Origin of the sequence: Thiofilum sp., from assembly GCF_016711335.1 — a bacterium.
In the GTDB taxonomy this organism is placed as follows: Bacteria; Pseudomonadota; Gammaproteobacteria; order Thiotrichales; family Thiotrichaceae; genus Thiofilum.
Map to the genome: position 1 here is coordinate 3,946,387 of NZ_JADJTF010000001.1, position 20,823 is coordinate 3,967,209.

Consider the following 20,823-nt stretch of genomic DNA (forward strand, 5'->3'; position numbering starts at 1 on the left):
TGTGCAACGCAAGTCCTACCATGAAAAAACATTTTCTAGATGAAGAAACTCTGCTCCTCGATGCGTTTCGTTTAGGGGTCAAAATTTATGAAAGTGGTTTTCGTCCGACCTTTATCGTCGCACTCTGGCGTGGCGGGAGTACGGTGGGGATTTATGTGCAGGAATGTTTGCAAACCTTAGGAGTGAAAACGGATCATATTGCGCTACGCACTTCGTATCGGGGTTTGCCGCATTATCAAAATATGGTCAATTCGCCTGATACTGAGATTCGGGTGCATGGCACGCAGTATTTGATGGAAAACTTGAATATTCATGACAAGCTTTTGATTGTCGATGATGTGTTTAGTACCGGATTGAGTGTGCAGGCGGTGTTGACTCGGTTGAGTACGCATTTAAAACGCAATATGCCGAGTGATGTGCGCATTGCGACCCCTTGGTATCGCCCGACCTTTAATAAAACCGATTTGCAACCGGATTATTATCTGCATACGACTGAGGATTGGTTGGTGTTTCCGTATGAGATGAGTGGCTTGAGTATGGATGAGATTGAACAGCATAAGCCGTTTTTGATTCCACTCATGAATGAAGTGCGGATTCATGAGACGGATGATTAGCCAAATACTAAGGATTCTAAGTACTAGCCTAAAGAAGCCTTAGTAAAGTTACGATTTATCTTTCATAGTTGACGATAAGTTGTTGAGTGCCCTTGCTTAGAGCATAAGGCTGAGCCAAGATAAAAGAGAGCGTGCCATTGTCCGCCTGATACGTCTGGGTCGCCCCTAACTGACTATCCTCTGCATCCACTTGCTGGTTCTGGTTGATATCATGGTAGAGCTTTACCCCTTTCAGATCCGTGACTTCATGTCCAGACCCACTGCCTTTGATGCTCAGTTGGGAGAGAACAGCTTCTTGATCGGCTAGGTTGAGTTGTAAGGCTTGAACCACTAGAGCACCGGTATAGGTGATCGGGTACTCTGTCTTGAGTAGTTTGCCTACTTGAACAATAGGCACTTGTGTTTGGGGATTGAGGGTCGGGTCATCAGGGTCAGTGGCATTTTTCACGGTCAACGTGAGGTCTTGGCTCAAGCTCTCTCCTGCTTTAGGATTGAGTTGTAGGGTCAAGGCTTGATAGCCACTGGCGTCGGCTATGAGGCTCGTGCTACCGGCTCGGAGTTTGAGTTCATAACGTCCGTCGGCTTGGGTGGTATATTGTTGGTTGTCGAGGGTATAGACCTTGACTCCAGCTAGGGGAGTACCTGCTTTATTACGAATAACGCCTTGGATGACGGCATCTTGTGGAGCGTTGGTGGGGTAGACGCTGACCCAATAGCCATTAGCCAGATTGTTGTGGGTTGCCGTGCCCGGTGCAGGGCTGATTTGTAGGTAGTAGGTCTGTGTTCCTGTTTCAGGGGGTAACCAATAGGCTAGTTCTACACTGTCATGGTACACTGTCTAGGGTGTAGGGGTCGGGGTGGCTATTAGAGAGTAAGGCTAAGGGGTTGCCTTGGCTATCATATAAATGAATGACCGCATCGACTGTCGAGTTGAGACTGTCTACTTTAAGAGTGTACTGACCTCGGCTTGGATCAGCCTCAAACCGAATGAAGTCCTGATCCTTCGAGTCATGGAAGTTATGCCATTGTCGATAGTGGGTCAGGCTACTGAGTGTGCTGGCAGTGCTACGGTCATTATCTCCTTTCACTTCATACGCATCCACACCGACGGTTTGGGTGACGTAACTAGTGCGAGCTACCGAGATACGTTGGTGGGTATCCTTGGCATAGTAGTGGATGGTGTAGGTACCGGCTTGGGTAAAGAGGGAGGGGGTACTTTGCCAACGTCCATTGCCCACGTCACTTAAGGCTAGCTCTTGAGCCACACCGGTTTGATGGGTCAGGGAATCGTATTCAGGCGGGATGATTTCGGCCCACACGGACTCAATAGGCGCTAGACTTACGATTTGATCGACCCATAAGGTGCTTTGGGTGGTGGTGGTCAGGGTGTCGCTGTCAGCAACCTGTCCAATGCTAGGTTCATCGGCGGCGAGGAGGATGTTTAAGCCTAGGGCGTAGTAGCGGGCTTGGGTACGGTCGTCTTTTTCATTGCTCTGGTTATTGCCATTGCTATTGATTTGGGGGCTTTGGTAACGACGCATGGCGGCCTCTGCCCCATTAAAGGCGTCCGCTAGGGTAGCGCCTTGAGTGACTTTGCTCCAGAAGTAGCGGGAAAAGCTCAGATCGCCTTGGTTCAGTAGATAGTTATTTTCCCCTAAGGCACTACTGCTGATGAGGAGCCATCGCTTAGCCTCAGCGGCGGTAGAGGAAGAAACTGCACTTAATGCAGCCAACCCTGTACCCGAACCATTGCCCTCCAAAATCACGGTCAGTGTACCTTGAATGTTGGCTTGAGCTTGGTTTAACCATTGGGTTAAGTCAGTTAAGCTGACCCGTTCGGTAGGATTGATGTAGTAATCCCCTGCGATAATATCACCGGCTAAATAGACCACTAGATCAGAAGTATCTGTAATGCTAGTGCTTTGAGTTAGCACAAACTCTAAACCTTCACGGCTACTGGCTCTATCCACCCCCACCGTACCGACATTACTCGCACTTTGATAGTCAATGCTGGTGTCCGCATAACCTTGTCCTTTCAGTGCTCGATAGGCGTAGTCGGTTTGGGCTTGTAATGCTGGGGTAAGTTGTCCTGTACTATCAACACCCGTAACTAATACGGCTTTGCGACTTAAGGGACTAATGACGTTGAGGGTGGTGACTTGTGGGTAGGAGGTATTACCCGACTGGTCTTGGGCATAGACGGTGATTTGGTAAGTACCGGGTTGTTCAAATCCGTCAAATTGACCTTGGTAGCTACCATCCGCCTGTAACGTGAGATCAAAGCGCGGCAAGTTTTGTACGGGAGTACCTTTTTGAGTGAGGTTGGCATAGGGTGGAGTAATCATACCCCACACGCTTTGAATCGCTTGGTCATCCGCTACGTTATAGGCGGTAATGGTGGCGGTGGTTTCACCTTTGTTAACCGGACTGACAGAAATACGGTCAATGGTGGTATGTTCCCGCATACACAATGCCATTACCAATGGCTTGTTGGGCCAAGTGGGTGTAGTCCTGAGGGGTATTGGTCAGACCATCGCCATTGCTATCGAGTTGTGGGGTTTGTTGGTTTAAAAACGCTTGGGTAATGCTGGTGTGCGTCGCTTGGAAGGCTTCTTCTATAGGTTTACCCGAAAAACTTGGTTCCAAAACAGATGGGAGAAGGATATGGCATCTTGGAAGTAGGCATTTTCCCCAGCGCGGGTGCTAGTAATAACGGTACGCGGATAGGTACTGTTGGTTAAGAGGGGTTGGAAGGAACCCGACTCACACGCATCATAAATCACAGTGACTTTGCCTGGCATGACCGCTTGGAGTTCAGTTAACCACTGGTTGAGTTCACTCGCCTGAAGCACTTCGCCTCCCCCCAGTTGGAAGGTGCCTGCCCCCCCGTGACCGATCATATACAGGACGACATCTTCACCGTCTTTGGCCCACTCCGTCAGCGCAGCTTTGAGGTTAGCACGGGTGGGTAAGCCATCCACATCATCGGGCTTACCATTGCCGTCTAAATCTAATTGCGTATTGCGATTGAGGTACTGGATGTTTTCTTTGGTGTAGCCTTGATTGGCTAGCACCCAAAACGCATGGTTCGCATTCGCCTGCGATTCGTCCCACAGCGCATTCCCAGACTCATCTCCTCCCACTACTAGCACCGCTTTGCTTCGGTCGGGAATTGTTTTAAGCTGCAGTATTTGAAGCCTTTTATTTATAGCTTCAGTAATGTAAATTTTTCCATCATAAATCTGGAGATTTGTTAAATCCGAGTAATTCATGTATCCAACACCACTACTACCCAAATTAACTATTTTTTTTAAAGAATCATCTTCATAACTAAATAAATCAAAATTTTTATCTACTAACATTAACTTCCCACTAGATAAAAATATTTTTTCTGCAATATATACATGTGAGTTTAATTGACTATCGCTATTTAAGCCATTATCATCCCATATATACCCAAAAACCTGATGATTAAATGAATCTCGCAAATAGATGTGGGTTTTATTAGTTGCAACTGAAATGGCTACTATATTATCATAGGCTGAAATAACCTGATTACCATCCGAATTAGAAATATCTATCTCAATTGATATGAATTTATTTTCGGCTTTTATAAACTTGTATAACCTATTATATCCTTTTCCCCCTGATTGAAAGGGTTCACTTGTTGTTAGATAGACATTATCAAACTGATCGCTTGCTATGTATATATCATTACGTCCTTGGAGACCAGACTCAAGAGAGGCCACTACCTCATAGGACATATCATTTAAATAAACAACAGCAATATAAGAATTGTTTGTTTTTTCATCTTTAATAACTAACCAAGCCTTATCGCCAAATCCATAAAAAGAAGCTAAAATAACACATTGATTATTTTGATTAAACAAATTCACACTTTTCAAGAGAGTAAATCTTTGATCAAAACGACTAATACTTTTATTAGTTATAAAAATAAAATCATTACTTTTCTCATCTTTAAACATTCTTTTTGGATACCCAATAGCTGAGTAAATTTCCAACCTTGCCCCCCCCCACTCTGTCGAAGAACTATCATCTAAGTTTATCTTTTTTATAAAATCATTCACCTGATCAAAAATAAACAACTGATTATTTTTTACAAAAGCAGCAATTTGTCTAAGATTAGCAATACTTTTCGAGAGGTTCATCTCTTCTGAGATTTCACTATTAGATAAAAAATACTTTTTCTCACTCAAACTTTGCCCAAGTCTATTATATATATGGAACGTGCCACTGAATGGTATAGAAAAGATCAAGTTATCACTTTCATCAACATCTATATTTGTAATAGCATCTGCATTATTTTCTTTATAATAAGGAGTACTCCAAGACTTATAACTATAATCAACATAACTATATTTTCTTATTGATTTTATTGAAGCCAAATAAAAATCATTACTATTATTTAAGAACTTTATATCGGAAAACTCTTCAGATAAAGGTATTTCAGAAAATTTCTCATTATTAATATAAAGCTCAATCCGATTTGTAAATAATACTGCCAAGACACCATATTTAGATATAGCCACAGAAAGAGGTATAAAATGCGATGAGTTTGTGGATATTGTCTCTACAGTGCAACTATCAATAAATGAGTCAAAATCATCTATAATCGGATTTGTAAAGCTAAGCGACTTTATAAAAGTACCAGAAGAAGAAAAATACTGTAATCTACAATTGAAAGGATCTGTAACATATATATTACCATCGTTATCAATGTCCATGTTAATAAACATACCCTTATAACTTAAGCCATTAGCTTGTAGCCTAAATTTGCCGTCAATAGTACTCTCACTTTTTCCACCCCATCTATTTAAAACATATCCATCAAAAGTTACTCTACTTATTAAACCACTAGTTTTATCCATCACTATAAAAGTATTTGTGCTTTTTTCATATACAACACCACCTACAGCATCAAAATACCAAGGTTGTGCTATATTAGGCCATACCCTATCAAATTGGGTATAATCACCCGCATAAGCTAGCCTTATCAAAAACAGCACACTAAAAGAGAAAATCTTTACATATGTATAAAATTTCATAGATAACCTCTATTCTTTATATAACCCCCCCTTTTTATTCAAATAAAGCTGCTAGGAGTAACTGCCTTTTAAGACTAATTAATATTTATATAAACAAATATTAAATTATTAATTTTTGTTCAGCTAATTTTTATTAAACCTTGGCATGAGTAAACTATCTTTTAATCACTCCTAGAGTTTTCACAAGCAACCAAGCTAAGCCAACTAGTCCCCAAAGTCCATATCTAACCAAAGCACGAAAGACATCATGTTTTCTTAACCAATCAGCAAAAGGAGGCGAATAACGATAATACTGTCGTACAAACCAAGTCCCCCAACGATTAGTCAAAAGATGCTGATCCCTAAAATTTGACAAAATCTTTACCTCCGGTGCTAAAGCAGAACCGTAAGTAGCTGTAGCAATAAAACATCCTCCCCCACCACCACCCGAACTTGGAGTCGGAGTCGGAGTCGGAGTCGGAGTCGGAGTCGGAGTCGGAGTCGGAGTCGGAGTCGGAGTCGGAGTCGGAGTCGGAGTCGGAGTCGGAGTCGGAGTCGGAGTCGGAGTCGGAGTCGGAGTCGGAGTCGGAGTCGGAGTCGGAGTCGGAGTCGGAGTCGGAGTCGGAGTCGGAGTCGGAGTCGGAGTCGGAGTCGGAGTCGGAGTCGGAGTCACTGGCAAGGTTACGGTTTGTCCCGTCAAAGGTAAATTGGTAGGCGATAAATCCTTGCCGGTCTCCTTTTCCTTTAGCACCATTCCTTCTATGTCTACACGGTAGGTCTTATCGGTAGTAGCCAATACCTTATTAGCCACATACATCACTAATAATGGAAAATACCTTCTACCTTTAAAATTGCGCATAAAGACTATCTCCAATTTTTCCATCTAAAACTAAGGATTCTAAGTACTAGCCTAAAGAAGCCTTAGTAAAGTTACGATTTATCTTTCATAGTTGACGATAAGTTGTTGAGTGCCCTTGCTTAGAGCATAAGGCTGAGCCAAGATAAAAGAGAGCGTGCCATTGTCCGCCTGATACGTCTGGGTCGCCCCTAACTGACTATCCTCTGCATCCACTTGCTGGTTCTGGTTGATATCATGGTAGAGCTTTACCCCTTTCAGATCCGTGACTTCATGTCCAGACCCACTGCCTTTGATGCTCAGTTGGGAGAGAACAGCTTCTTGATCGGCTAGGTTGAGTTGTAAGGCTTGAACCACTAGAGCACCGGTATAGGTGATCGGGTACTCTGTCTTGAGTAGTTTGCCTACTTGAACAATAGGCACTTGTGTTTGGGGATTGAGGGTCGGGTCATCAGGGTCAGTGGCATTTTTCACGGTCAACGTGAGGTCTTGGCTCAAGCTCTCTCCTGCTTTAGGATTGAGTTGTAGGGTCAAGGCTTGATAGCCACTGGCGTCGGCTATGAGGCTCGTGCTACCGGCTCGGAGTTTGAGTTCATAACGTCCGTCGGCTTGGGTGGTATATTGTTGGTTGTCGAGGGTATAGACCTTGACTCCAGCTAGGGGAGTACCTGCTTTATTACGAATAACGCCTTGGATGACGGCATCTTGTGGAGCGTTGGTGGGGTAGACGCTGACCCAATAGCCATTAGCCAGATTGTTGTGGGTTGCCGTGCCCGGTGCAGGGCTGATTTGTAGGTAGTAGGTCTGTGTTCCTGTTTCAGGGGGTAACCAATAGGCTAGTTCTACACTGTCATGGGCCACACTGTCTAGGGTGTAGGGGTCGGGGTGGCTATTAGAGAGTAAGGCTAAGGGGTTGCCTTGGCTATCATATAAATGAATGACCGCATCGACTGTCGAGTTGAGACTGTCTACTTTAAGAGTGTACTGACCTCGGCTTGGATCAGCCTCAAACCGAATGAAGTCCTGATCCTTCGAGTCATGGAAGTTATGCCATTGTCGATAGTGGGTCAGGCTACTGAGTGTGCTGGCAGTGCTACGGTCATTATCTCCTTTCACTTCATACGCATCCACACCGACGGTTTGGGTGACGTAACTAGTGCGAGCTACCGAGATACGTTGGTGGGTATCCTTGGCATAGTAGTGGATGGTGTAGGTACCGGCTTGGGTAAAGAGGGAGGGGGTACTTTGCCAACGTCCATTGCCCACGTCACTTAAGGCTAGCTCTTGAGCCACACCGGTTTGATGGGTCAGGGAATCGTATTCAGGCGGGATGATTTCGGCCCACACGGACTCAATAGGCGCTAGACTTACGATTTGATCGACCCATAAGGTGCTTTGGGTGGTGGTGGTCAGGGTGTCGCTGTCAGCAACCTGTCCAATGCTAGGTTCATCGGCGGCGAGGAGGATGTTTAAGCCTAGGGCGTAGTAGCGGGCTTGGGTACGGTCGTCTTTTTCATTGCTCTGGTTATTGCCATTGCTATTGATTTGGGGGCTTTGGTAACGACGCATGGCGGCCTCTGCCCCATTAAAGGCGTCCGCTAGGGTAGCGCCTTGAGTGACTTTGCTCCAGAAGTAGCGGGAAAAGCTCAGATCGCCTTGGTTCAGTAGATAGTTATTTTCCCCTAAGGCACTACTGCTGATGAGGAGCCATCGCTTAGCCTCAGCGGCGGTAGAGGAAGAAACTGCACTTAATGCAGCCAACCCTGTACCCGAACCATTGCCCTCCAAAATCACGGTCAGTGTACCTTGAATGTTGGCTTGAGCTTGGTTTAACCATTGGGTTAAGTCAGTTAAGCTGACCCGTTCGGTAGGATTGATGTAGTAATCCCCTGCGATAATATCACCGGCTAAATAGACCACTAGATCAGAAGTATCTGTAATGCTAGTGCTTTGAGTTAGCACAAACTCTAAACCTTCACGGCTACTGGCTCTATCCACCCCCACCGTACCGACATTACTCGCACTTTGATAGTCAATGCTGGTGTCCGCATAACCTTGTCCTTTCAGTGCTCGATAGGCGTAGTCGGTTTGGGCTTGTAATGCTGGGGTAAGTTGTCCTGTACTATCAACACCCGTAACTAATACGGCTTTGCGACTTAAGGGACTAATGACGTTGAGGGTGGTGACTTGTGGGTAGGAGGTATTACCCGACTGGTCTTGGGCATAGACGGTGATTTGGTAAGTACCGGGTTGTTCAAATCCGTCAAATTGACCTTGGTAGCTACCATCCGCCTGTAACGTGAGATCAAAGCGCGGCAAGTTTTGTACGGGAGTACCTTTTTGAGTGAGGTTGGCATAGGGTGGAGTAATCATACCCCACACGCTTTGAATCGCTTGGTCATCCGCTACGTTATAGGCGGTAATGGTGGCGGTGGTTTCACCTTTGTTAACCGGACTGACAGAAATACGGTCAATGGTGGGGGCCGTTCCCGCATACACAATGCCATTACCAATGGCTTGTTGGGCCAAGTGGGTGTAGTCCTGAGGGGTATTGGTCAGACCATCGCCATTGCTATCGAGTTGTGGGGTTTGTTGGTTTAAAAACGCTTGGGTAATGCTGGTGTGCGTCGCTTGGAAGGCTTCTTCTATAGGTTTACCCGAAAAAACTTGGTTCCAAAACAGATGGGAGAAGGATATGGCATCTTGGAAGTAGGCATTTTCCCCAGCGCGGGTGCTAGTAATAACGGTACGCGGATAGGTACTGTTGGTTAAGAGGGGTTGGAAGGAACCCGACTCACACGCATCATAAATCACAGTGACTTTGCCTGGCATGACCGCTTGGAGTTCAGTTAACCACTGGTTGAGTTCACTCGCCTGAAGCACTTCGCCTCCCCCCAGTTGGAAGGTGCCTGCCCCCCCGTGACCGATCATATACAGGACGACATCTTCACCGTCTTTGGCCCACTCCGTCAGCGCAGCTTTGAGGTTAGCACGGGTGGGTAAGCCATCCACATCATCGGGCTTACCATTGCCGTCTAAATCTAATTGCGTATTGCGATTGAGGTACTGGATGTTTTCTTTGGTGTAGCCTTGATTGGCTAGCACCCAAAACGCATGGTTCGCATTCGCCTGCGATTCGTCCCACAGTGCATTCCCAGACTCATCTCCTCCAACCACCAACACTGCTTTGCTTCGGTCGGGAACATCTTTAAAACTTAATACTTGTAAACGCATATTATTTCTTTCAGTAATAATAGCTTCATGACTGTTAATAGTTATATTATTAACATCTGAATATTTTGAGTAATCAACGCCAAAACCACCCAGTTTTATTTCTTTTACTAATTTGTCCTCTCTAAACTCTAACAAATTGAAATCGCCGTCGATTAAAAATAATGCCCCATCAAAAGAGGTCATGTTTTGTATAGTCGCACCTTTTAAAATATATGCCAGACTAACTAAACCTTCATTACTCCAACTCATTTTCTTTACATCAACTGTACTATCCCCCTGACTGTAAGAAATATAAATCTCATGCTCATTGTTTGATTTCGAAAAAACAATTAGGTTTTGGTAGCCGAGACTCAAAGAATCAGCACCTAATATTTCATACGTATTGGTAATAGTATTTACTTTATATAAGTTAGTTGAGGATGGAAAAAAATCAGAGGGAAGTAAAAATATATTCCCAAAATCATCAGAATCAATATATATTTTATATAACATTGTAGCTGGCTCAATGATATCATTTAAAGCGTAGCTCTTTTCGAAAAGCATATCTTCCAATGAAAAAATAGTCAGATAAACTTTTTTTAAGTTCTTGTTCTCAAGGCCAACTATAACTTTTCCAGAAGAATTGAAAGAAACATCATAAACTTTTGCAATATTTTTTGTTTCAAAAAAACTATGGTTCGATATTATTTTAAAATCGCTATCAAATATTGATATACTTTCATTGGAAACAACTATATATATTTTTCTTTTGTTATCATAAAAAGAAAACAATGGATAGCCAGTAGCATCATAAATATGTGAAATAGAGGCTCCAAACCTTACTTTGCTTTCATCATTTAAATTTACTTTGCTTATAAAAAGATTATTTTGATCAATTAAATATAGAGAGTTTTTATCGTCAAAAAAACCTGCCACCTGCCTATCCATATAAAGAGACGTATTATCCACATAATCATCTTCATTTTGAAAATCCTCTCGACTCTTAAAATATTTCCTTTTATAAACTTCTTGACCGCTTTTATTATATTTATATAATATACCACTCGCTGTAATTGAGAAAACTAAATTACTACTATCATCCACGGAAATATTTGTTACCGGAGTAAGAAGTGCTATACCATTTGCATAGTATGGCATTTGCCATTCAACATATTTTTTATTAGCATATGTATAGTACCTTCCAGTTTCGGCTGAAACCAAATAAAAATCATTGGTGCCATTTAAAAAAACCAAATCTGAGTACTCTTTTTCAAGTGATAATGAGTCTATATATTTTTCATTCTTAAAAAAATCTAATCTATTTGAAAATAAAATTGCTAACAATCCTTCATTTGAAACTGCCACTGACAAAGGTATATCATCAAAACTTATCGTGCTTAGAAAATTTCCACTATAAGAAAATATTTGAACCCTATAATTGAATGGGTCAGTTATATAAATATTTCCTTGAGCATCAATATCCATATTGTTTGCCAGTCCCTCAGAATAACTACCTGCGTATGAGAAATGCCCATTTTCTTTTCCCTTCCCCCCCCACCTATTGATAATATTATTATTTGAAGACAGTCTTGTAATTATTCCATTTGACTTATCCATCACTAGAAATGTTCTACTAGTACTATCAAATATGGCTGCCCCAATTGAGTAAAAATATAAAGGCTGAACAAGGTTAGGCCACATTTTTTGAAACTGCACATACTCGCCCGCATATAAATTACTAAATATAAATAAACAGCTAAATAATAAAATTTTTAGCTTTAGCTTAATATGAAGCCAATAAAATCTGTGATTCATATATATGCCTTTAATATCATAACAGTATCAAAATAATACAGTAATTTAACAATTAAATCTAAAGCAAAGGATAAATAGAATAATTACCTTATCTAAACTGACAATCTACTCCTTTTGATCTTTTTTCAATAGTTAAACTACTTTCCTCTTCAGCCACAGCTATAGAGCATGGTGGCTTTATTTCGTTAGCAAGAAAATCCAAGCGTAAAGTATTCAGCATATTATTTGGATTAACCTCATTAGCAATAAACACCTCACCATCCAATGCTTGAACAACACCTCTAGCCGTCGTAGTTGAGGTAGGATTACGAAGCAAGGTGGACTGTAAATTAAGCTTTCCTCCTTGAGCACCTGTAGAATCCGCACTAATACGGCTCCTATCTAAAACCACTAACTCTACATTATCAAAATTAATATTCCCACCATTTCCAACACCTCCAGAAACAGAGGCTAATATTTTACTATTTTTTAAGTCAATCAGTTTGGCATTCTTTAAATTAATATTTCCACCGGTTGCAATATTAGCTTTCGATGAAATAAAGCTATCTTTTACTAGTACATTAGAGTTAGCTACAATATTAATATCTCCAGCATCACCATATCCATTACCAGCAACAGCTATAGTAGCACCAGAATCTAAAATCAACTGATCAGTATTAATATTAACAGCCCCCCCCTTACCAATTGATCCCGACAAAGTATTAGAGGTAATCAGAGCAGAATCTTCACTAGCATCACCATCATTAAATATATCGCCATTTCCTTTGATTGATAAACTTGGTGTACTAATTGTAATGTTACCTGCATTACCTGATGTATTACGATGAGCTACTGTACTAACAGTTCCATTAGAACTAATATTAAATGATTTTTCTGCCTTAATAGTAATATCGCCAGCATTACCACTATTAAAGTAGGTATTAGAAGTAATAAAAGCATCATCAGCTAACAAGCCTAGCTGAGTATTAATATTTATTTTTCCAGCATGACCTGAGGTAAAGCTATTAGTGCTTAAACCACTACTTCCAGACATAGAATAACTATTGCTATTTATATTAATATTACCCGCATTACCTACTCCATGTGTATCACTACTAATCTGAGATTTGCTTGCTAAGTTAACCCTATCTGCCTGAAGATTAATATTACCTGCATTTTTAGTATCATAAGTACTAGTAGTTATACGAGCATTATCATATAAATTAATAGTTGCACCCAAGTTTTTTTCCAACCTTAGAGTATCCTCAAAAAAATTGACATTATTATTTTTGGCACTACTGATTATATTAATACTCCCCCCACTAAGACCATTTTTTCCTATATCACTTTGAGTAATATCAATATCACCACCAATGATATTTAAACTTTTGCTATTAGACACGTAAAAGTCATCTGCCTTAACTACTATTTTTCCTAGTGGTTGCTCTGTTGAGAAACCAAAGGAAGCTAAAGGCGCAATAGTTAATGTGCTACTAGCCTTAGGATTAGTGTCAAAATAAGCACCATCATTAAACTTTAGATAGTTAGCACTAGAAGCATAAAAAGAACCTTGTACATCTAGTTGTGCATTTTTTCCAAAAATAATTCCTTTGGGATTTATGAAAAATAAATCAGCATTAGGTATATTTGATCTAATCAATCCATTAATGTTACTTACATTACTCCCTGTCACTCTACTAATAACATTACTTACAGAAGGAGAGCCTGAGAAATTTGCTATCTCTCCCGCATTTATGGAAAATTCACTAAAGCTATGAAATAAGTTCCCTCCCATTTGTGTACCTAGTGCTGCATCAATTTGATAGTTAGGCCCAATAAGAGAAGTGGCAGCTCCTAAGGTTCCATCCGTTATAATTTCAGCTTTCACAGTTAAACTAGTAGCTAAAATAATTATTACTGTTATTAATCTCATCAAAAACTACCCCACTCTCCTATTAAAACCAACGCTGCCCATTCATAAATAGAGCGATTTTTCTGAATCCCTCTTTTACTTCGTTGTAAAGCCTTAGCCTTAGTAATATGAGGTTCAGTAGTAATGATATGATAGAAATACTCAGTATAGTGATCACCAAGACTATTATCTGTCTTTCCTCCTTTAGGTCCCAGTAAAACCTCAGGTATATTTAACAACCATAAACTAGCTATAACAGAGTTAACTCCCGATCGAGCGGCCACACCTGCTAAGCCTAAGGTAGCATCAACAGTATTATTACCTCCTGTAGCTGTTTCGCATGCTCCCAGTACAATTAAATCTGGTGATAGGCGCCTAGCAGAAGATGAAACCATCATTTTTTCAAAGTCTTTTACGTAGACTTTGCCGTTGCTAAAATCTTTACCGGTATTATATAGTTGGACATAGCTTTCGTTAAAATCGGGCATAAATAAAGCGTGGGCTGCAATATGTATAATACCAACAGAATTACTAGACAGCTCTCTTAAGACTTCTATTTTTGATGTTTTATGACCTAACAAACTGTTTACCTTTAATTTTTCTTGCCTTAATAATACTAGGTCTTGATTAAACCCGCTATCGCCAGCTTCAGCTAAGGATATATCTTCAGGTGATATAAAAAGAACCTTTTTACCCTTATAAGTTTTTTTATAGAATTTTGATAAATTAGGGGCATAAGAAATAGTATAGTTTTTATTTAGTACATACTCTTTCCCATCCCATAAAGCCTCTATTGGAATAATACCTATACTAGCATCTGGAACAACCACTAGATGACTCAGTTTACTTAACTCTTCCTGAAAGGGTTGCATTATAAGATTATAAAGACGATATGATATAGATTTTAATTCTTTATAGGCTGAATGCTCGTCAGTCTCTACACTATTTTTAATAGTCTCAGATGTAAGCTTTTGTCTAAAAGACCCTACACTCTCAAGAATTCGCTGTTTATTTATAATAGAAATTTTTAAAATCGCATTGTTTTTAAGCAACATTATTAAAAATCGGTTGTTATCTAAACTATGGGTATATAAAACCCCTACACTAGTATCCAAACTTATACCATCATTAGTAAGAGGTATACAGTCATCATCAAAATAGCCCTGTAACTTATAAAGCCTTTGTCTTTCAAGCAATTGCAGCAGTGAGCGCTCATAGATTTTATTGCTTGTTCTTTTTTGAAGCGCTCTTTCTATTAGGCTATTAAATACTTCTTGTCTATTAGTTTCATTTGAAAAGTAACTATCATTGTCGTTATTAGCAACTAAATTCACTAGATTTTCATAACTTTTATCACTCATATTGCTTAAGCAAGATAATACCTCCCGATTAAAGACACCTTTTATTGGTTTATCACTAATAAAATCACAGTCATTAGCAAAAACATTAGCTCCAAGCAAGAAATAAAGACCGAGGTAAAATAAAGCAATAATTTGAGATGATTTTTTGCAATTCATAACTAATTTCTTCCTTGCACAATAAAATCAAAACTTATCCTATTTGATTTTACTGAATCTTTCTGCATAGCGCTAAAGCCTTCAAAATATACTGGCCTAGCCCACGATGTATTTAACTTAATATCCTTATTTAAGTACCAGCTAGTGCCAATACCAATAGAACCAGCAGCTTGTTTACTCTTATTACTTTGATCTATGCCTATCGCATAATCAGCAAAAAGACGACCATAAAAATTGCCATCATAAAGTGATTTAACTCCTAAAGGTGTTTTACTTAGTTGGGGCAATAAGGTACTAGACTCTAGTGTTAGTGATAGCCCGTTATTAAAAGAGCCAATATTTTTACTAATCCCTCGAACACTGCCTATACCACCTAATCCAAATTTTTTAGATGCTAATAAATTATCATTAGTCTTTTGAATATTTAAATTAAGTAAAATATTGGTGTAATCTGTCATGGTCTGACGGTAAGCTAAGTTAGCTTTAAGTATTTTATAATTTGAGCCAGCAGAGTAATCAGAGCGGGGGGTCGCATTAAAAGCATTTAAACCAATATCAACCCCGAAAGAAGCAGAAATAGCATAGTTTGTTAACTCACTTCGCTTTTTTTTCTCCCACACAAGATTGGTTTGTAGAGATGTAATTTTAGATTTACCCTCTTGTTCACCTTCAGAAAAGGAAAAGCCTCTATCTAGTAAATAATTTTCACCCTTACTTAACTCAAGCTTAGATGCCATATCAAATTTTTCAGATTCACTTGTACTGCCAAAAGAGACTAGAGAGTTATACAAGGCATAATTATAATTAAATGAAATTTTTTCGGAAAAACTTTTAATGTTTAATTTATCTAAAGGCTTTTTTATTACTTTTACTTCTTTTTTATCAAGGCTAACGCCCCAAGATACTTTCTTTGAAGGGGAATCATTGTAATAAAAATTTATACCTCTACTGCCTTCAGATATACTTATACCCCCTCCCATTTGATCAAATATATTACGAAGATTATTTAAATCTCCTGATATTGATAATTGAGTTGCTCCAGTTGCTTCTGATTGCTGATTATCTAATGCTAATACCCAATTAGTTTTAGCATCAGTGTTGACAGTTATATCAACCCCAGCCTTACCTAAAGATAATGGTTTAATGGTAGTATTAATAGTCTTGAATGCACCATAAGATTTTAATACTTCTAATTTATGTCGAATATTATTAACATTTAATACCTTTTTATCTTGCCCATCCATTAAGAATCTTATAATTTTAGTTTTAATTCTTTTATTAACACCTATAACATTAATATTTTTGCTAGAGATAACACCTTCCATAATTTGATAACTATAACTGTTATTCTCATTCTTTTTAAGGATTGCACCAGAGTTTACATATCCCAGACATGTATAAAATTCATTTATTTTTTGCCTTGCTAATAAAATTGACAAATCATCATACCCCCCACAACTATTAATAATATTTTTTATTAATTGACTTTCAACCTGTTTATTTCCAAAAAAACTTAATTCTATTTTACTGTTAAGAGTACATTCAGAATTCTGTAATATTTGCCTATTACAATAAGACACTAAATCTTTTTCAAAATTTTCACCACCATAACAAATAGAATTTAATAAAAGATAGAAACTTAATACAATGCTTACAATATTAATTATTATCTTTTTTATGAAAAAACTTCGGTATAAATTGTGCGTACAAAGATATTTGAAATGCACCTAACGCCTCCAAATAAATATTAAAACTCTCAGACGATATATGAGTTCCAATAGGTCCCCACATTAAAAAAAGCACCATTGAACTAAAAAAACACCAAGCAACATTGCCCCATACTAATAGTCTAACTTGAAAACTACTCAAAAGCTCTGAAGACTCTAAGTCCTTATGAGTCAAAATATACAAATACGCTATAGCAGGGGTAAAAAATTTAATTGTCAACTCTGTTAAAATAGCACCAGTAATTTTAATACCAAAACCATATATCATGAGCTGTAAAAGAATAGATACTTGTAGCAGTACAAGTATTAGGGTTAATTTTTTTCTAGTCATAATAAACCATCTAACGATATTTAAAATAATCTTCTATCCATCTACCAATAATTTTCTCTTTTATTTCTACATCACTAATCTCTTGACTGTATGAGTTCGAGTCTGGTTTTTTCCAATCGAAAAAAGTTGGCTCATATTTTGCTGACAATTTAAGACTACCCCCTCTAGAAAACATTTCATTAGAATTTGAAACTTGCAGCTCTAATTTTTCATAATGGGAATTTGTAATAAAACCTTTAACATAAATATCAATTATACTATAAACTGCACTATCATTAACCAATGATGAAATCACATTGCAGTCTGATTCAAACTCATAGTTTTTTAATTTTTCTTTTAAAACCACCTCACAAAACTCCTTAAGGTTTTCTATGTTAAATGTTTTAGAGCTACTTTCTATCTTTTTTAGCTTATCTATTAAGATACTAGTATTTTCCTCTTTTTTCCTTTTTGGGTAGGCATCTTTTTTCTTAATTTCTTGGATAAGTAAAGCAAGTGCATCAATAGTACCATCCTTTATTTCAGAAAATACCAATGATGTATCTCGATCACAGTTTTTAATAACTTTTCCTGACACAATATGAGCTTTACACTTCTTTTCAATTACTACCAGCTCAATTCTCTGTGAATCAATCCCTATCTGCTGACCAATAATGCTAGATACAAGATTACCTAACTCACTTAACTTCCGAGTATGATTAATAATATTTCCTGTTTTTTCATCAAAGTTAATATTTTTAGGAAAGAGATTTATAGTTATAAAGGAAACTTTATCTTTAGTAAGAGTTTCCTGCACCTGGCCCAAATTGAAAACTTTATTCAACCCAACATCGTTCAGTATTTTATGATACTGCGCTTGAGACCTAGAATTAGTTGACGAACCTAGTGAGCTACTAGTTGGTGTATCTATACCAGATGAGACAGAAGGCTCTGAACTCCCGCTACATCCGATTAGAATAGATGTTAATAAAATAGCAAGTCCAAGTAGGGGAGGTTTTCTTGACACAAACATACACCAATACCTTTGTTAGTACTAACTAATTGCAGGTCAAAATTAATGGATTTGAAAATATACTTCATTAATAGACGGATGCACTCAGTAGTTTTTTATATACTTTAATACTCAGGTAGTCAATAATTTATGAAATTTTTTACAAATTTATTTAAGCTTAAAGGTACCATTTAATGAAATATAAAAATAACTAATATGCAATCGATAAATGTCTATTTTTACCAACTAGCTAAGTACTTAACACTATGTAATCGCTTATAGCTACAGCAGAAATAATGACTTTAAAAACAATATTTTACAGAAAATATTGGAAGCGATTACTTTCTATTAGGCACTTACCAAAATAATTATTTAAGGATCTGCTCATGCCACACACCCTCCAACGCTCTATCGAACACCAACGCGCTCGTTTAATCGACCTATTGCACGAAAAACTCAAAAACTACACCGTGCAACTCATCCCCAACCTGCACCAGCGTGACATACTCGACCAACAACTACGCGAGATTTTCCAATCTATCGACTATTGCAAATACGTCTACGTGCTTGATGCTAATGCGGTGCAACTCAGCTCCACGCTCAATCGCTTTGGCGCCGATACTAGCGCCTATCAACGCGACCGCTCGACCCGTCCCTATATGCAACATCGCAGTGATGAAAGCTGTGATTTTAATCTATCTGAGGTCTATATCAGCCAAAACAAAAAACGCCCGTCGTTGACTGCGATTCAAACGATTCGCGGTGAAAATGGCGAGCGTTTAGGCTTTTTAGGCGTGGATTATGACTTACGCGAATTACCGCATTCCGATGTGATTTATGAAGAGCCTAGTCAATGGCGTCAAATCAAAGGCGATCCCGCGATTCGTCAGGGACTATTTGCGCAGGAACGCGTAGAAAGCTTAATGGATCAAAAGATTGACCATGTACTTTCCGTGATTGAGGCTTTAGTGGTGGATCAAGGGGTTTATCATTTTCAAATTCATTTCTCCAGTAGCCGTGTCACATTATGGCATGTGGATAATCCCTACGTATATCGTATTTTAACCATGGCAGAATTAGCCGATAGCAATATTTGTTTAGCCTATCCACGCCGCGCTTATTTTGAACGAGCTATAGTTCCGCATTTAGATATTAAAAAAGTACTCAAACAATTTAAAGCCTTACGTTTTGCCGACGAAACAATTTATTTACGGGTAGCTTCACTGAATATTGTCAATGGACAAGTCGATTTAAACTTTTCTTGTGATGGAACACATTATATTGATAACCGTGAGTTTCTCGCCAAAGGTTTAGAGTTTTGGCTCGGCAATCAATCCAATCAAAGCTCTAATACGTGTGTCGATATAGATTACGCTGCTTTAGATAAAGTAGTGGACGAGTTAGCTAAATACGGCTGTATGAAGGTTAATCAATTACTAGGTCAATTAGAGCGAGACGAAGTTCCAGAAGTATTAAAAGCGTATTCTGCGCCAGAACGTGATTATATCTATCAGGAATTAAAATCCGTGATGGAGGTCTATGAAGGTGGTGTGTGTGGGATTTAGGTAAAGTTTTATATAAAGAAAGCTGCTTATAAGGAAAGTTTTAAGTAATGATCTAGAAAAATCAAATAACGCCCTAGCAGTAAGTACTTGAGCCAAAGTCATCGTGCATTTTCTCCGCAGGCGCTGTGAATACCTCCCTGTAGGCTTCAAGGCGGCATCCTTGCCGCCAAGACTGCTCCCAAAACACACGATAACTTTTAGCTCAGTACTTAATCTATATTTCTGGAAGGTGCTCAAGACAGCAATAAAACTGCCTTGAAATTTACAGAGGAATAGTTGCAACATAAATGGAGGAAATGCTCGATTACTATTACTTAAGCACCTCCTCATTAAGCCTATTATGATATTACTTCTTTTAATAAAGCATCGGCTGCTATAATGCCTAGTTGATTTGCTGCTAATGGGCTATCTCCGGTAATTAATTTACGATCTTGGTAGCATTGTCCACTAATACCCTCATTGAGAATTTCCATACCTAACAATTTTAGTTTTTCCCCTAATAACCAAGGCATAGGTCCCGGAATATAGCCAATATCCACATTCGCGCCTAAATCTAAACTGTCTGGGAACACACAAATTTTATAGCCTTTAAAAATAAAGTCCTGATCAGGTTCATTATGCGCAGCCGCAATTAGACCTGCTGGACCATGACAGAGTGAAATCACATATTTATCACTAGCCACCGCCCATTTAAGTACTTGCTTAACCTCATCACTAAATGGAATCGCATGCATAGCGGCATGACCACCCGGAATAAAAACCCCTAAATAAGGTGAATCCTCACCTAATTGCTTAGCTAATACTTCAGACAATTTAAGTGGCTTCTTAAACTTAGGTAGATATTTATCATACACAGCTTTGACCGTTTCATCTTTGCTTGGAAAAGCCCACATTTCTAATTTAACGGGATTACCCGATAAAGTAGCGACCTCAATTTCAAAGCCTGCCTGATCTAAATGATGCATAGGTAATAAGGTTTCTACTGGATGATTACCCGTTGAGAAAAATTTACCATTACCCATTAATAAATAGCGCTCATCCGAGGCAATCATTAAAACCTTATATTTACCTCCTTGATAAGGTTTGGCAAACTTTAAACCTGCAAAATCAGTTTTTTCTGGAATATAAAGACTCAAAGAATAAGGTGAGGGAAAAAACGCATTGTGCTCAGCAGTATCGGGGTTAGGTTGCTTACTTAGTGCTGTAGTGTTGGCTGTCATAATGTCACTCTTATCAACAAAAAATTTTAGAATTCAGA

14 protein-coding genes are annotated in these 20,823 nt (G+C 39.0%); 2 read left to right on the forward strand and 12 right to left on the reverse strand.

The annotated features are described in order from the left end of the window. The first annotated feature begins 20 nt into the window (after positions 1–20). The gene (locus tag IPL34_RS18470; RefSeq protein ID WP_296842967.1) at positions 21–614 is read left to right on the forward strand and encodes a phosphoribosyltransferase; all 594 of its coding nucleotides are present in this window, start codon (positions 21–23) and stop codon (positions 612–614) included. A gap of 55 nt (positions 615–669) precedes the next feature. On the opposite strand, the gene IPL34_RS18475 is transcribed toward IPL34_RS18470, so the two are convergent. The 11 genes from IPL34_RS18475 to IPL34_RS18525 all read right to left on the reverse strand — a co-directional run bounded on the left by IPL34_RS18475 (position 670) and on the right by IPL34_RS18525 (position 18,015). Further along, positions 670–1,449 carry a carboxypeptidase-like regulatory domain-containing protein gene (locus IPL34_RS18475; RefSeq protein ID WP_296842968.1) on the reverse strand — a complete coding sequence of 260 codons (780 nt, stop codon included), beginning with the start codon at positions 1,447–1,449 and terminating at the stop codon, positions 670–672. After that, the gene (locus IPL34_RS18480) at positions 1,439–3,079 is read right to left on the reverse strand and encodes a hypothetical protein (RefSeq protein WP_296842969.1); all 1,641 of its coding nucleotides are present in this window, start codon (positions 3,077–3,079) and stop codon (positions 1,439–1,441) included. The genes IPL34_RS18475 and IPL34_RS18480 overlap by 11 nt, the downstream gene beginning before the upstream one ends. Then, positions 3,057–3,260, reverse strand: coding sequence for a hypothetical protein (locus IPL34_RS18485; RefSeq protein ID WP_296842970.1), 204 nt, complete (start codon positions 3,258–3,260; stop codon positions 3,057–3,059). Before IPL34_RS18485 ends, IPL34_RS18480 begins: the two co-directional genes overlap by 23 nt. Continuing rightward, positions 3,230–5,680 (reverse strand): C13 family peptidase, encoded by a 2,451-nt coding sequence (locus tag IPL34_RS18490; RefSeq protein ID WP_296842971.1) that lies wholly within the window; start codon positions 5,678–5,680, stop codon positions 3,230–3,232. The genes IPL34_RS18485 and IPL34_RS18490 overlap by 31 nt, the downstream gene beginning before the upstream one ends. Before the next feature lie 154 nt (positions 5,681–5,834). Beyond that, complete coding sequence (locus IPL34_RS18495; protein ID WP_296842972.1) at positions 5,835–6,518, reverse strand: CFI-box-CTERM domain-containing protein; 684 nt, start codon at positions 6,516–6,518, stop codon at positions 5,835–5,837. Between the two features lie 78 nt (positions 6,519–6,596). Then, positions 6,597–9,998: a carboxypeptidase regulatory-like domain-containing protein gene (locus tag IPL34_RS18500; RefSeq protein ID WP_296842973.1), complete on the reverse strand. Its 3,402-nt coding sequence runs from the start codon at positions 9,996–9,998 to the stop codon at positions 6,597–6,599. Between the two features lie 1,633 nt (positions 9,999–11,631). Continuing rightward, positions 11,632–13,455, reverse strand: coding sequence for a filamentous hemagglutinin N-terminal domain-containing protein (locus IPL34_RS18505; protein WP_296842974.1), 1,824 nt, complete (start codon positions 13,453–13,455; stop codon positions 11,632–11,634). Further along, positions 13,455–14,951 (reverse strand): CHAT domain-containing protein, encoded by a 1,497-nt coding sequence (locus IPL34_RS18510; RefSeq protein ID WP_296842975.1) that lies wholly within the window; start codon positions 14,949–14,951, stop codon positions 13,455–13,457. The genes IPL34_RS18505 and IPL34_RS18510 overlap by 1 nt, the downstream gene beginning before the upstream one ends. A 2-nt stretch (positions 14,952–14,953) precedes the next feature. Further along, a complete protein-coding gene (locus IPL34_RS18515) occupies positions 14,954–16,678 on the reverse strand; it encodes a ShlB/FhaC/HecB family hemolysin secretion/activation protein (protein WP_296842976.1) in 1,725 nt (574 codons plus the stop codon). Next, positions 16,611–17,009 (reverse strand): hypothetical protein, encoded by a 399-nt coding sequence (locus tag IPL34_RS18520; RefSeq protein ID WP_296842977.1) that lies wholly within the window; start codon positions 17,007–17,009, stop codon positions 16,611–16,613. Before IPL34_RS18520 ends, IPL34_RS18515 begins: the two co-directional genes overlap by 68 nt. A gap of 10 nt (positions 17,010–17,019) precedes the next feature. Continuing rightward, positions 17,020–18,015, reverse strand: a complete 996-nt coding sequence (locus IPL34_RS18525) for a hypothetical protein (protein ID WP_296842978.1) — start codon at positions 18,013–18,015, stop codon at positions 17,020–17,022. 371 nt (positions 18,016–18,386) lie between these two features. On the opposite strand from IPL34_RS18525, the gene IPL34_RS18530 reads away from it, so the two are divergent. Then, positions 18,387–19,565, forward strand: coding sequence for a PDC sensor domain-containing protein (locus IPL34_RS18530; protein ID WP_296842979.1), 1,179 nt, complete (start codon positions 18,387–18,389; stop codon positions 19,563–19,565). Between the two features lie 338 nt (positions 19,566–19,903). Here IPL34_RS18530 and hchA read toward each other — a convergent pair whose 3' ends face one another. Continuing rightward, on the reverse strand, positions 19,904–20,785 hold the full coding sequence (gene hchA / locus IPL34_RS18535; RefSeq protein ID WP_296842980.1) for a glyoxalase III HchA: 882 nt from the start codon (positions 20,783–20,785) through the stop codon (positions 19,904–19,906). Between the last annotated feature and the right edge of the window lie 38 nt (positions 20,786–20,823).